A 13,461-nucleotide genomic window follows, 5' to 3' on the forward strand; every position below is an offset into this window, starting at 1 on the left:
CAGGCCCGGCACCCCGCGGGGAGCCGGGCGTCGGGGACCGCGGGTCAGCCGGCGAGCAGCCCGTCGACGAGCTCCGCGACGTGGTCGGCGGCGGCGTCGACCGCCACCTGCTCGGCGTCCCCGCCGGCGCGCGAGCGCACCTCGACGACGCCGTCCGCGAGCCCGCGCCCGACGACGACCACGAGCGGCACGCCGAGCAGCTCCGCGTCGGCGAACTTGACCCCCGGCGAGACCCTCGGCCGGTCGTCGTAGAGCACCTCGACGCCGCGCGCGGCGAGCGTCGAGGCGAGCGACTCCGCGGCCTCGAACACCGCCTCGTCCTTGCCGGTCGCGACGACGTGCACGTGCGCGGGCGCGACGTGGGCGGGCCACGCCAGCCCGCGCTCGTCGTTGTTGGCCTCGGCCAGCGCGGCGAGCACGCGCGTGACCCCGATGCCGTACGACCCCATGGTGACCACGACCGACTTGCCGTTGCGGTCGAGCACCGTGAGGCCGAGCGCCTGCGCGTACTTGCGGCCGAGCTGGAAGATGTGGCCGATCTCGATGCCGCGCGCCAGCTCCAGGGGGCCGGAGCCGTCGGGCGCCGGGTCGCCGGCGCGGACCTCGGCCGCCTCCACCGTGCCGTCGGCCGTGAAGTCACGGCCCGCGACGAGGTCGAAGACGTGCCGGCCGGGCTGGTCGGCGCCGGTGATCCAGCGCGTGCCGGGCACGACCCGCGGGTCGAGCAGGTACCGCACCGAGTGCCGCTCGCCGTCGGCGCCCGGTGCGACGTTGGGGCCGAGCGCGCCGGGGCCGATGTACCCGCGGACGAGCTCGGGGTGCGCGGCGAAGTCCGCCTCCCCTGCGGGCTCCACCTCGGCGGGCGCGACGCCGGCCTCCAGCCGCTTCAGGTCGACCTCGCGGTCGCCGGGCAGACCGACGACGACGAGCTCGCGCTCGCCCGACGGGTGCACGAGCGCGAGCACCACGTTCTTCAGCGTGTCGGCGGCCGTCCAGGGCCGGTCCGGGCGCGGGTGGTGGGCGTTCGCGTGCGCGACCAGCGACTCGATGGTCGGGGTGTCCGGCGTGTCCTCGACGTGCGCCGCGGGCGCGTCGGACCAGTCGAGCGCCTCGGGCACGGGCGTCGTGACGGCCTCGACGTTGGCGGCGTACCCGCCCGCCGAGCGCACGAACGTGTCCTCGCCGATCGCGGTCGGCGTGAGGAACTCCTCCGACCGCGACCCGCCCATGGCGCCGGACGTGGCCGCGACGATCACGTACTCGAGGCCCAGCCGGTCGAAGATCCGCTGGTACGCGCCGCGCTGCGCCTCGTACGCCCGCGCGAGCCCCTCGTCGTCGACGTCGAAGGAGTAGGCGTCCTTCATGACGAACTCGCGGCCGCGGATGAGGCCGGCGCGCGGACGCGCCTCGTCGCGGTACTTGGTCTGGATCTGGTAGAGCGCGAGCGGCAGGTCCTTGTACGACGAGTACAGGTCCTTGACCAGGAGCGTGAACATCTCCTCGTGCGTGGGCGCGAGGAGGTAGTCGCCGTCCTTGCGGTCCTTGAGGCGGAAGATGTTGGGGCCGTACTCGGACCAGCGGCCGGTGGCCTCGTACGGCTCCTTCGGCAGCAGCGCCGGGAAGTGCACCTCCTGCGCGCCGATCGAGGCCATCTCCTCGCGCACGACCTGCTCGACCTTCGCGAGCACGCGCAGGCCCAGCGGCAGCCACGTGTAGATGCCGGGGGCGGCACGGCGGATGTACCCCGCGCGCACGAGGAGCCGGTGGCTCGCGACCTCGGCGTCGGCGGGGTCCTCGCGCAGGGTGCGGACGAAGAGCGTGGACATGCGCAGGAGCATGGGGGCGAGCCTAGTGGCCGCGACGCGCGCCTCCGCGCCGCGGCGGGCGGGTGCCGGCGGGGCGGGTGCGGCTGTCGGTGCCCTGCGCCAGGATGGGCGCGTGCCGGAGCTGCCCGAGGTGGAGGCGCTCGCGCAGTACCTGCGCGGGCGGACGGTCGGCCGCACCGTCACGCGCGTCGAGGTCGCGGCCATCAGCGCGCTCAAGACCTTCCGGCCCGCACCCACGGCGCTGCGCGGCGGCACGGTGCTCGACGTCGCCCGGCACGGCAAGTGGCTCGACACCGTGGTCGAGACGCCGGCCGACGGCGTGCTGCACCTCGTGTGGCACCTGTCGCGCGCCGGGTGGGTGCGCTGGTACGACACGCTGCCGGAGCGCCCGGCCCGGCCGGGGAAGTCGCCGATCGCGCTGCGCGTCGGCTTCGACGACGGCGCGGGGTTCGACCTGACCGAGGCGGGCACGCGCAAGCGGCTCGCGGTGCACGTCGTCGCCGACCCGACCGACGTGCCGCAGGTCGCGACGCTCGGGGTGGAGCCGCTCTCCGACGCGTTCACGCCGGAGCGGCTCGGCGAGCTCCTGGCGGCCCGCAACCAGCAGGTGAAGGGTCTGCTGCGGGACCAGGGCACGATCGCCGGCATCGGCAACGCCTACTCCGACGAGATCCTGCTCGTGACGCGCACGAGCCCGTTCGCCCCGACGCGCTCGTACGACGAGGCGCGCACGCAGCGCCTGCACGCGGCGATCCGCACGGTCCTGACCGAGGCCGTCGCGGCGGCGGCCGGCAAGCCCGCCGCCGACCTCAAGGACGCCAAGCGCCAGGGCATGCGCGTGCACGGACGCACCGGGCTCCCGTGCCCGGGCTGGGACGGCGTGCCGTGCGGCGACACGGTGCACGAGGTGTCGTTCGCGGACTCGTCGCTGCAGTACTGCCCGACGTGCCAGACCGGCGGCAAGCCGCTCGCCGACCGGCGGCTGTCGCGCCTGCTGCGCTGACCGGTCGCCCCGCGCCTGCCCGACGGGGCCGCGACAGGAGGTTCAGAACAGGACCGTCGCGTACTCCCCCACCTGGCGGAACCCCACGGCCTCGTACGCCCGCACGGCGCGCGTGTTGTAGCCGTTGACGTACAGCGACACGGTCGGCGCGATGTCCGCGCGGGTCGCCTGCACGACCGCCGCCATGCCGGTCTCGGAGAGCCGCTCGCCGCGGCGCTCGGGGTCGACCCAGACCCCCTGCACCTGCGCGACGCCGCCCGCGACAGCCGGCACCTCGGCCTTGAAGACGACGCGGGGGCGACGCCGCCCGGCGCCCGCGGGACGCTCCACGCGCACGAACGAGCGTCCCTGCTCGATGAGCGCGCGCACGCGCTGCTCGTACGGCCCGCCCGGGCCGCTGACCGGCGAGTAGCCGACCTCCTCGGTGAACATCCGCACGCACGCGGGCAGCACGGCGTCGTACTCCTCGGGCAGCGAGCGGCGGACGGCAGGGTCCGGCGCGACCGCGGGGTCGCCGTCGATGACCATGGAGGGCTGGCTCGCCCGGACCTCGCGCTCGAGCGGCCAGGCGCCGCGCAGGCGTGACCAGAGACCCAGCACCGCCTCGGCGGGGCCCACGAGCGACGAGCAGCGCCGGCCGCGGGTGCGCCCCAGCTCGGCGAACGCCGTCAGCGCGCGGGAGGTCGCCGCCGCGTCGTCCGTCGCGAGGACGGGCACGAGGTTGGCGCCGGCCCAGCAGACCGCGCGCAGCTCGTCGTCCTCGGCGTACCCCCACAGCTCGCCGCCGGCCCGGCGGAGCCCGGTGGCGGCCGCCTGCTCGAGCCGGCTCGCGGCGAGGACGGAGCCGACCGGGTCGGTCGCGCACACCGCGAGCGCGGCGGCGACGTCGTCGTCCCCGAGCACGGCAGCGCCGGTGCGCCCGCCGAGCGCCGCCGAGCGCACCGCCGTCATGCTGCGATTGTGCCCCACGTCACACCCGGACGCGCGGTCGTCGGCCGGTCCGGTCCCGGCCGGCGTGTCGGTGCGCCGGGTCGTCAACCGACGGTGACGACGGGCGCGCCCTCGCCGCTCTCGACGGGGTCCATGGAGTCGGCGATCCGCATGGCCTCCTCGATGAGGGTCTCGACGATCATCGACTCCGGCACGGTCTTGACCACCTCGCCCTTGACGAAGATCTGCCCCTTGCCGTTGCCCGACGCCACGCCCAGGTCGGCCTCGCGGGCCTCGCCCGGACCGTTGACGACGCAGCCCATGACGGCGACGCGCAGCGGCACCTCCATGCCCTCGAGGCCGGCGGTCACCTTCTCGGCGAGCGTGTAGACGTCCACCTGCGCGCGCCCGCACGACGGGCACGACACGATCTCCAGCTTGCGCGGCCGCAGGTTCAGCGACTGCAGGATCTGGATGCCGACCTTGACCTCCTCGACGGGAGGGGCCGAGAGCGAGACGCGGATCGTGTCGCCGATGCCCTTGCTCAGCAGCGCGCCGAACGCCGTGGCGGACTTGATCGTGCCCTGGAACGCCGGGCCGGCCTCGGTCACGCCGAGGTGCAGCGGCCAGTCGCCCCGCGCGGCGAGCAGCTCGTACGCGCGGACCATGACGACCGGGTCGTTGTGCTTGACGCTGATCTTGAAGTCGTGGAACCCGTGCTCCTCGAAGAGCGACGCCTCCCACACGGCCGACTCGACGAGCGCCTCGGGCGTCGCCTTGCCGTACTTCGCCAGCAGGCGCGGGTCCAGCGACCCGGCGTTGACGCCGATCCGGATCGACACGCCGGCGTCGGAGGCCGCCTTCGCGATCTCCTTCACCTGGTCGTCGAACTTGCGGATGTTGCCCGGGTTGACGCGCACGGCCGCGCAGCCGGCGTCGATCGCGGCGAACACGTACTTCGGCTGGAAGTGGATGTCCGCGATGACGGGGATCTGCGACTTGCGCGCGATCGTCGGCAGCGCCTCCGCGTCGTCCTGGCTGGGGACGGCCACGCGCACGATGTCGCAGCCGGAGGCCGTCAGCTCGGCGATCTGCTGGAGGGTGGCGTTGATGTCGGTCGTCGGCGTGGTGGTCATCGACTGCACCGACACCGGCGCGTCGCCCCCCACCTCCACCTTGCCGACGCGGATCTTGCGGGACGGCCGGCGGGGCGCCAGGACCGGGACCGGCGCCTGCGGCATGCCGAGGTTGATCGGGGTGCTCACGCGTCCATCATCCCACCACGCGGACGCGAACCGGGCGGTCGGGCGCGACGTTCACCGACCCCACACGGGCGCGCCACCAGGGCGCGGACCACGACGTGGCGCGACTCACAGCACCGACACCGGGTTGACGACGTCCGCGTAGACGAGCAGCAGCCCGACGGCACCGAGCAGCACGAACACCGAGTACGCCAGCGGCACGAGCCGCGCGGTGTCGAAGGGCCCCGGCCGGGTCGCCCCGCGCACGCGCGCCACCTGCCGCCGGGCGCCCTCCCACAGCGCGGCGGCGACGTGCCCGCCGTCCAGCGGCGGCAGCGGGATGAGGTTGAAGACGAACAGCGCGAGGTTGAGCATCGCGAGCGTCGCGAGCAGGGACGCCGCCCGCGTCGCCACCGTCTGGTCGTCGAGGGACGCGATCTCGCCCGCGAACCGGCCGACGCCGACGACGCCCACCATGGACTGCGCGTCGCGCTCGCCGCCGGTGACGGTCGTCTCGACGAGGTCGACGACGCGCGCCGGCAGGGTGCTGACCACCGACACCGTGTCCCACGTGCGGGCCGCCGTGAACGTCAGCGCCTCGCCGACCGACTGCCGCTGGGTCTCCTCCTGCGGCGAGACGCCGAGGAAGCCGACCGGGCGCGTGACGAGGGCGCCGTCGTCGTCGGTCACGTAGACGCCGTCGTCACCGACGACGGGCCGCTCGGCGACGACGGGCGTGACCGTCAGGTCCACCTCGTCGCCGTCGCGCTCGACGACCACCGGCACCGCCTCGTCGCCGGACCCGCGGATCAGGCCGGTCAGCTGGTCCCACGAGGACACCGCGACGCCGTCGTACGACACGACGCGGTCGCCGGGACGCAGCCCCGCGGCCGCACCGGGCGCGGCGGGGTCCCCCGCGCGGCAGCCGCGGTCGGCGGGCGCATCGGCCGGGACCACGCACTCCGAGACGGACGCGAGCGTCAGGCTCGGCCCGGGCAGCCCAATGCCGACGTAGGCGACCAGCACGAGCACGACCGCGATGAGCAGGTTCATGACCGGCCCGCCGAGCATGACGACGAGCTTCTTCGGCGTCGACAGCCGGTAGAACGCGCGGTGGTCCTCGCCCGGCCGGATCTCCTCGCCGCTCGCGGCCCGGGCGTCGGCGGCCAGGCGCTGCGCCCACGTCCGCGGCTCGCGGGCGCCGACCGCCTGCGCCGGCGGGTACATGCCGATGAGCCGGACGAACCCGCCCAGCGGGATCGCCTTGATGCCGTACTCGGTCTCGCCCTTCGTCCGCGACCACAGGGTCGGGCCGAAGCCGACCATGTACTGGCTGACGCGGACGCCGAACCGCTTCGCGGGGACCATGTGGCCCACCTCGTGCAGCGCGATCGACCCGAGCAGCACGACGACGAACACGAGCACGCCGACCAGCGCCTCCACGGCGACACCTCCTCCGCCCCGGCGCGTCGACGCCGGACCGTCACGTGCGCACGACGGGCCGCTCGCCCGCCACGCGCGGACCAGGGTAAGCCCGCGCGGGACATCGTCGCCGCGGCGCCTGGGAGCGCGCTGGGAGGCTCACCCGGACGGCCGTCGGGAGGGCCGCCGCGCGCCGCCCCGGTACGTTGGCCGGGTGCACGACCACGACGCGCGGACGACGACGGACGCGCTGCGCCGCGTCCTGTGGTGGGACCTCCTCCTCGCCGACGACCCCGCCGCCGCGACCCCGCGGCCACCCCTCGACGGCGACACGACGGCCGACGTGGTCGTCGTCGGCGGCGGTCTCACCGGTCTGTGGACCGCGTACTACCTGCTCGAGGCGGACCCCGCGCTCGACGTGCTCGTCGTCGAGGCGGGACGCCTCGGTGCGGGAGCGGCGGGGCTCGCGACCGGGACCGCGACCGCCGGGGCCGCCGGCGCCGCCGCGGCCGTCGCCCGTGAGCACGGCGACCGGGCCGCCCGCGACCTGAGCGCCGCCCTGCGCGACGCCGTCGTCGAGGTCGGCGGCGTGGTGGCCGCGGAGGAGGTCGACGCACGGTTCGCGTACGGCGGCCTCGTCCGGCTGGCGCGGACCGGCCCCGCCGTGGACCGCCTCGCCGCGGCGGTCGCGGACGCGGCCCGCCGGGGCGACGACCTCGAGCTCCTCGACCCGGTCGCGGCGGGCGACCGGGTCCGCGCCGACGGCGTGCTCGCGGCCGCCTGGACGCCCGACGCCGCCCACGTCGACCCGGTGCGGCTGATCCGTGGCCTCGCCCACGTGGTCGAGGCGCGGGGCGGGCGCGTGGCGGAGCGGACGCAAGCGCTGCGGGTCGCGCCGCGCGCCGTCGTCACCGCGCAGGGCACGGTGCGGGCGCGGCAGGTGGTGCTCACCGGCGGCGCGCTGGCCGTCGCCGGGTCGCCCCTGGCCGTCCTGCGCCGCCGCACGCAGGTGCTCGCGACCGACCCGCTCCCGCCGCGCGCGTGGGCGGCGCTCGCGCTGCGCGCCGGGACGACCGTCGTCGAGGACCGGCACCGCCCGCTCACGCTGGTCCGCACGTCCGACGACCGGCTCGTCGCCACCGGCGCGGAGGACGTCCTCGAGCGCGTCCCCTCGCTCCTGCCGGACCTCGGGCCGCACGCCGTGCGGCACGTCTGGGACGCTCCCCTCACCGTCGCGCGCGGCGGGCGGCGCACGGTCGGTGCCGACGCGCGCGCCGGCCTCGCGTGGTCGGCGGGCGGCGACCGGGACGCGCACGAGGGCGCGGCCGTGACCAACCTCGCCGGGCGGGTGCTCGCCGACCTGCTCGTGGGCGCCGACTCCCCGCTCGTGCGGCTGCCGTGGGTCGACGGCGCGGTGGGCGGACGCGCGCGCCCGGGGCGGGGGGTCGCCCGCGACACGGTGCCCGCGGTGCGCGCCGTGCCCGCCGTCGTGCGCGGAACGGTGCGCGACGCGGTGCACGACACCGTGCTGGGCGCGGTCCGCGACGCCGCCGCGGTGTGGGCCGACCGGGTCGAGGAGCGCCGCGGACGCACGAGCGTCGCGGCCGCCCGGCTGCTCACCGGGCCGGGCGGCGCCTGACCCGGCGCGGTTGAGCGGGCGGCGCGGTCAGCGGGCGGCGAGCCGCTCCCCCGCACGCGCGCGGGCCCAGTCCTCGGCCGCGAGCACCGCGTCGAGCGTCAGCGCGTCGCGCGGCGTGCCGTCGTGCTCGCCGAGCACGCGCTCCACCGTGCCGACGACGTCGCCGAAGCCGATGCGGCCGGCCAGGAACGCCGCGACGGCCTCCTCGTTCGCGGCGTTGTAGACGGCGGGGTGCGTGGCGGAGGCGGCGACGGCGTCCCGCGCGAGCCGCACCGCCGGGAACACCTCCTCGTCGAGCGGCTCGAACGTCCACGCCGTCGCGGACGTCCAGTCGCACGCCGCCGCGGCACCGGGCACCCGCTCCGGCCACGCCAGGCCGAGCGCGATGGGCAGCCGCATGTCCGGCGGCGAGGCCTGCGCGATCGTCGACCCGTCGACGAACTCGACCATGGAGTGCACGACGGACTGCGGGTGCACGACGACGGCGATGTCGTCGACCGGCACGTCGAAGAGCAGGTGCGCCTCGATGAGCTCGAGGCCCTTGTTCATCATGCTGGCCGAGTTCACGGTGACGACGGGGCCCATCGCCCACGTGGGGTGGGCCAGGGCCTGCTGCGGCGTCGCCGCCTTCACCTCGTCCGCCGACCAGCCGCGGAACGGGCCGCCGGACGCGGTCAGCACGAGCCGGCGCACCTCGCCCCGGTCGCCCGAGCGCAGCGCCTGCGCGAGGGCCGAGTGCTCCGAGTCGACGGGCACGATCTGGTCGGGCCGCACGGCCGCCGCGTGCACGAGCGCGCCGCCGACGACGAGGGACTCCTTGTTCGCGAGGGCGAGCGTGCTGCCCGCGCGCAGCGCCGCGAGCGTCGGCAGCAGGCCGACCGACCCCGTGACGCCGTTGAGCACGACGTCCGCGCCGGACCCGGCGAGCTCCGCCGCGGCGTCGGGCCCGGCGAGCACGGTCGTCCCCGGGAGCGCGTCGCGCAGGCGGCCGGCCGTGGCGGGGTCCGCGACGGCGACCACCGGGACGCGGTGCGCGCGCGCCTGCTCCACGAGCAGGTCGGTGCGGGCGCCGCCCGCGGACAGCCCGGCGACGACGAAGCGGTCGGGGTTGCGGGCGACGATGTCCAACGCCTGCGTCCCGATGGAGCCGGTGGAGCCGAGGACGACGACGCTGCGCGGGTTCACCCCGCCATCCTGGCAGAGCGTCCGGACGTCACTCGACGCCGAGCAGGACCTCCACGGCCCGCGCGACGAAGGCGTCGACCGGCGCCTCGGCGTAGCCGTTGCGGCCGTTGCGCCGACGGAAGGTCGCCGCCCGCAGCTCCGCCGCGGTCAGCGGTGCGCCGGTGTCGAAGTAGGCGATGAGCCGCTGGCACAGCGCGTCCACGTCGGCCGGCTCGTACCCGGGCTGGCGGCCGGTCGGCGGCGCGAAGCGGTCGCCGTCAGGACGCCCGAGGCGGCCGTACAGCGTGCGCGCCTGCGCGCCCAGCTGCGACATCCAGGCGTCCTGCCCCTTCTCGGCGACGTACTGGGCGCGCTGCCGCGCGACGAACGCCGCCTCGAGCCGGTCGAGCGCCGCGTCCACGGCCGCGGTGACGTAGCCGCCGCGGACCATGTCGAACGCCACGTGCCGCACCTCGGCGCCCGAGAGGGCCGTCGCCGGCCCCTGCTCGTACAGCGACCGCGCGTGGGCGAAGAACTCGTCCACCTCGTCGGGGTCGTAGCCCCGTCGCAGCCCCGAGACGGTGCGGAACATGCCGTCGCTCACTCGTCCTCCTCCGCGGCGAGCTGGCCGCACGCCCCGTCGATGTCACTGCCCCGCGTGTCCCGGATGGTCGTGGGGATGCCGTGTGCGCGCAAGCGTGCCACGAACTCCGCCTCCACCTCGGGATCGCTCGCCGTCCAGCGCGAACCCGGCGTCGGGTTGAGCGGGATCGGGTTGCAGTGCACCCAGCCGGTGCCGCCGCGGGCGACGAGCTTCTCGCCGAGCAGGTCCGCGCGCCACGCGTGGTCGTTGACGTCGCGGATCAGCGCGTACTCGATCGAGACGCGGCGCCCGGTGACGTCGAAGTACCGGCGCGCCGAGTCGAGCGCCTCGTCGACGGACCACCGCGTGTTGACGGGCACCAGCTCGCTGCGCAGCTCGTCGTCGGGGGCGTGCAGCGACAGCGCGAGCGTGACGGGGATGCCCTCGCCCGCGAGCTTGTCCATCGCCGGGACGAGGCCGACCGTCGAGACCGTGATGTTGCGCGCCGACATGCCGAGCCCGTCGGGCGCCGGCGCGACGAGCCGCCGCACCGTCGACATGACGGTCCTGTAGTTCGCGAGCGGCTCGCCCATGCCCATGAAGACGACGTTGGACAGGCGCGTCGCCCCGCCGGGGATCTCCCCCGCGGCCAGCGCACGGGCGGCCTGCCGCACCTGCTCGACGACCTCCGCCGTCGAGAGGTTGCGCGTCAGCCCCATCTGCCCCGTCGCGCAGAACGCGCACGCGAGGCCGCAACCCACCTGGCTGGACACGCACAGCGTCGCGCGGTTCGCGTACCGCATGAGGACGGACTCGACCTTCGCGCCGTCGAACAGGTGGTACAGCGTCTTGACCGTGGTGCCCTGGTCGGCGGTGAGCGTGCGGCTCTCGGTGAGCAGCGGCGGGAAGAGGTCCGCGACCAGGACGTCGCGCGTGGCCTTCGGCAGGTCGGTCATCGCCGCCGGGTCGGCGGTGAGGTGGGTGAAGTAGTGCGTGGCGAGCTGCTTGGCGCGGAACGGCTTCTCCCCCAGCGCCTGCACGGCCTCGACGCGCTCCTCGGGCGTGAGGTCGACGAAGTGGCGCGGCGGCTTGCCGCGGGCGCCGCGCATGGGCGCGCTCAGATCCAGGCGGACCGGCGTGGCGTTCACGACGGGGCTCCTCTCCCGCGGGTGGCGGACGGGGACGACGGGCGGCCCGGTGGGGCCTCGGACGGACCGGCGGGCCGGTCACCGCCCGGGTGCGGCCCGGGCGGGCGGTGGGCCCTCGCGGGCCGGTGGGCGCGGCTCAGCCGGCCGGCAGCAGCACGGTCAGGAGGACCCAGACCGTCGGGGCGGTGAGCAGGAGGGAGTCGAGCCGGTCGAGGACGCCGCCGTGCCCCGGGAGCAGGCGTCCCATGTCCTTGAGCTCGAGGTCGCGCTTGAGCATGGACTCGGCGAGGTCGCCGAGCGTCGCGCTCACCACGGTCCCGAGTCCCAGCAGCACGCCGACGAGCGGCGCGCCGTCGAACGCGAGCTGCACGCCCACGACGCCGACGACGCTCGTGAGGACGACCGAGCCGAGCAGGCCCTCCCACGACTTCTTGGGGCTCACCGTGGGGGCCAACGGGTGCCGGCCGAGCAGGCTGCCGACGACGTACCCGCCGGTGTCGCACGCGACGGCCAGCAGGATGAACATGACGACGCGCGCGGGCCCGTCGGGCTCCGCGAGCAGCAGCATCACGAACCCGCCGAGGAAGGGTAGGTACGCGGCGGCGAACGTCGCCGCGGTGGCGTCGCGCAGCGCCGGCTCGCCGCTGCCGTCGAGCACGCGCCACACGACGGCGCCGCCGACCGTCAGCAGGAACGCGACGAACAGCGCCTCCGGGCCGGCGGTGTACGCCGAGACGAGGATGCCGGCGGTCCCGACGAGCAGCGGCAGCAGCGGCAGGTGGATGGACCGCCGGGTGAGCGCCTGCGCGAGCTCCCAAGTCGCCGCCCCCACGGCGAGCACCGCGAGGGCGACGAACGCCTCCTTGCGGATGAACAGCGACGCCGCCACGACGCCGAGCAGCACGACGCCGACCGCGATCGCGGCCGGGAGGTCGCGTCCGGGCGAGGTGGTGCGAGGGGCGGCGAGCTGTGTCATCAGACCTCGAGCAGCTCGCTCTCCTTGGACGCGAGGAGCTGGTCGACGAGGTCGACGTGGCGCTTCGTCAGCGCCTCGAGCTCCTTCTCGGCGCGCCCGACCTCGTCCTCGCCGGCCTCGCCGTCCTTCGCGATGCGGTCGAGCTCCTCCTTGGCACGGCGGCGCACGGAGCGCACGGAGATGCGCGCGTCCTCGGCCTTCGACTTCGCCAGCTTCACGAAGTCCTTGCGGCGCTCGGCCGTCAGGGCCGGCAGGACCACGCGGATGACGTTGCCGTCGTTCGTCGGGTTCACGCCGAGGTCGGAGTCGCGCAGCGCCTTCTCGATCGCCGTCGTCGACGACTTGTCGAACGGCGAGACGAGGATGGTGCGCGCCTCGACGACGTTGAACGCCGCGAGCTGCTGCAGGGGCGTGGGCGAGCCGTAGTAGTCGACGAACACCTTCGCGAACATGGCGGCGTTCGCGCGACCGGTGCGGATCGCCGCGAAGTCCTCCTTCGCGACCTCCACGGCCTTGTCCATCTTCTCCTCGGCCTCGAGGAGTGTGTCGTCGATCACCGGTGCTCCTTCGTCGATGTCGGTGCGGGCCGCGTGGGCCCTGCTGGTGCGGTGCCGGGCGGGCGCGCTGGTGCGCGCGTGGGCTCAGCTCGCGGTGACGAGCGTGCCGATCTTCTCACCCTCGAGCGCGCGCGTGACGTTGCCGTGCTCCTCGAGCCCGAAGACGCGCATCGGCACGTCGTTGTCGCGGCACAGGCTCAGCGCGGAGGTGTCCATGACGCCCAGCTCGCCGACGATCGCGTCGGTGTACGTCAGGTGGTCGAGCTTGCGGGCGTCGGGGTCGCGGCGCGGGTCGGCCGTGTAGACGCCGTCCACGCCGTTCTTGCCCATGAGGACCTCCTGGCAGTGCGTCTCGAGCGCACGCTGCACCGCCACGGTGTCCGTCGAGAAGTACGGCAGGCCGGCGCCGGCGCCGAAGATGACGACGCGCCCCTTCTCGAGGTGCCGGATCGCGCGCAGCGGGATGTACGGCTCGGCGACCTGGCCCATCGTGATGGCGGTCTGCACGCGCGTGCTGACGCCGGCCTGCTCGAGGAAGTCCTGCAGCGCGAGGCAGTTCATGACGGTGCCGAGCATGCCCATGTAGTCGGCGCGCGCGCGGTCCATGCCGCCGACCTGCAGCTCGGCGCCGCGGAAGAAGTTCCCGCCGCCGACGACGATGGCGACCTGCACGCCGTCGCGGACGGCCGCCGCGATCTCGCCGGCGATGCGGCGCACGACCGGCACCGCGAGCCCGACGGACCCGCCGCCGAAGCTCTCCCCCGACAGCTTGAGCAGGACGCGACGCCCCTGCACCTGGTCGGCGCTGCGGGCAGGGACGGACGTCGCAGCCGTCGGGGTGCCGTCGGTCGGGTGCTCGCTCACGGGGGTCCTCCTCGTTCGGTGCGCCGGGGCGCGGGTGGTCGCTGGTTCCGCGCGGGCGGGCCCGACGACCACGGGTGCCCGGTGCGGCGGTGGCCCCGGTCCTCAGCC

12 protein-coding genes are annotated in these 13,461 nt (G+C 75.5%); 2 read left to right on the plus strand and 10 right to left on the minus strand.

Going from position 1 to position 13,461, the window contains the following annotated elements:
• Positions 1–44: 44 nt before the first annotated feature.
• The gene (locus ACFUMH_RS15500; RefSeq protein WP_378207456.1) at positions 45–1,838 is read right to left on the minus strand and encodes a proline--tRNA ligase; all 1,794 of its coding nucleotides are present in this window, start codon (positions 1,836–1,838) and stop codon (positions 45–47) included.
• Positions 1,839–1,938: 100 nt separating this feature from the next.
• Between ACFUMH_RS15500 and ACFUMH_RS15505 the strand changes: the two genes are divergently transcribed.
• On the plus strand, positions 1,939–2,829 hold the full coding sequence (locus ACFUMH_RS15505) for a DNA-formamidopyrimidine glycosylase family protein (protein ID WP_378207459.1): 891 nt from the start codon (positions 1,939–1,941) through the stop codon (positions 2,827–2,829).
• 42 nt (positions 2,830–2,871) lie between these two features.
• Here ACFUMH_RS15505 and ACFUMH_RS15510 read toward each other — a convergent pair whose 3' ends face one another.
• The 3 genes from ACFUMH_RS15510 to ACFUMH_RS15520 form a co-directional block, all read right to left on the minus strand.
• Positions 2,872–3,780 carry a GNAT family N-acetyltransferase gene (locus ACFUMH_RS15510; protein ID WP_378207462.1) on the minus strand — a complete coding sequence of 303 codons (909 nt, stop codon included), beginning with the start codon at positions 3,778–3,780 and terminating at the stop codon, positions 2,872–2,874.
• An 83-nt stretch (positions 3,781–3,863) separates the two neighbouring features.
• Positions 3,864–5,024: a flavodoxin-dependent (E)-4-hydroxy-3-methylbut-2-enyl-diphosphate synthase gene (gene ispG, locus ACFUMH_RS15515; RefSeq protein ID WP_378207466.1), complete on the minus strand. Its 1,161-nt coding sequence runs from the start codon at positions 5,022–5,024 to the stop codon at positions 3,864–3,866.
• A 105-nt stretch (positions 5,025–5,129) separates the two neighbouring features.
• Entirely contained in the window at positions 5,130–6,443 is a 1,314-nt protein-coding gene (locus ACFUMH_RS15520; protein ID WP_378207469.1) for a M50 family metallopeptidase, read from the minus strand.
• A 193-nt stretch (positions 6,444–6,636) separates the two neighbouring features.
• Here ACFUMH_RS15520 and ACFUMH_RS15525 point away from each other — a divergent pair, with 193 nt between their 5' ends.
• On the plus strand, positions 6,637–8,061 hold the full coding sequence (locus ACFUMH_RS15525) for an NAD(P)/FAD-dependent oxidoreductase (RefSeq protein ID WP_378207472.1): 1,425 nt from the start codon (positions 6,637–6,639) through the stop codon (positions 8,059–8,061).
• A gap of 27 nt (positions 8,062–8,088) precedes the next feature.
• Here the strand turns inward: ACFUMH_RS15525 and dxr are convergent, their stop codons facing one another.
• From dxr to pyrH, 6 genes are all read right to left on the minus strand, one after another.
• A complete protein-coding gene (gene dxr, locus ACFUMH_RS15530) occupies positions 8,089–9,246 on the minus strand; it encodes a 1-deoxy-D-xylulose-5-phosphate reductoisomerase (protein ID WP_378207474.1) in 1,158 nt (385 codons plus the stop codon).
• Between the two features lie 28 nt (positions 9,247–9,274).
• Positions 9,275–9,829 carry a DivIVA domain-containing protein gene (locus ACFUMH_RS15535; protein WP_378207476.1) on the minus strand — a complete coding sequence of 185 codons (555 nt, stop codon included), beginning with the start codon at positions 9,827–9,829 and terminating at the stop codon, positions 9,275–9,277.
• Positions 9,826–10,956 carry a 23S rRNA (adenine(2503)-C(2))-methyltransferase RlmN gene (gene rlmN / locus ACFUMH_RS15540; RefSeq protein ID WP_378207479.1) on the minus strand — a complete coding sequence of 377 codons (1,131 nt, stop codon included), beginning with the start codon at positions 10,954–10,956 and terminating at the stop codon, positions 9,826–9,828. Before rlmN ends, ACFUMH_RS15535 begins: the two co-directional genes overlap by 4 nt.
• 136 nt (positions 10,957–11,092) lie before the next feature.
• Positions 11,093–11,932, minus strand: a complete 840-nt coding sequence (locus ACFUMH_RS15545) for a phosphatidate cytidylyltransferase (protein ID WP_378207482.1) — start codon at positions 11,930–11,932, stop codon at positions 11,093–11,095.
• Positions 11,932–12,489 (minus strand): ribosome recycling factor, encoded by a 558-nt coding sequence (gene frr / locus ACFUMH_RS15550; protein ID WP_378207485.1) that lies wholly within the window; start codon positions 12,487–12,489, stop codon positions 11,932–11,934. Before frr ends, ACFUMH_RS15545 begins: the two co-directional genes overlap by 1 nt.
• An 84-nt stretch (positions 12,490–12,573) precedes the next feature.
• Positions 12,574–13,284 (minus strand): UMP kinase, encoded by a 711-nt coding sequence (gene pyrH, locus ACFUMH_RS15555; protein WP_378207488.1) that lies wholly within the window; start codon positions 13,282–13,284, stop codon positions 12,574–12,576.
• Positions 13,285–13,461: the final 177 nt, after the last annotated feature.

Origin of the sequence: Cellulomonas sp. NPDC057328 (assembly GCF_042667215.1) — a bacterium.
Classification (GTDB): Bacteria; Actinomycetota; Actinomycetes; order Actinomycetales; family Cellulomonadaceae; genus Cellulomonas.

Bases quoted from the DNA above. Each gene is read 5' to 3' on its own strand.
- ACFUMH_RS15500 (WP_378207456.1), bottom strand. From the start codon at position 1,838: ATGCTCCTGCGCATGTCCACGCTCTTCGTCCGCACCCTGCGCGAGGAC.
- ACFUMH_RS15510 (WP_378207462.1), bottom strand. From the start codon at position 3,780: ATGACGGCGGTGCGCTCGGCGGCGCTCGGCGGGCGCACCGGCGCTGCC.
- ACFUMH_RS15545 (WP_378207482.1), bottom strand. From the start codon at position 11,932: ATGACACAGCTCGCCGCCCCTCGCACCACCTCGCCCGGACGCGACCTC.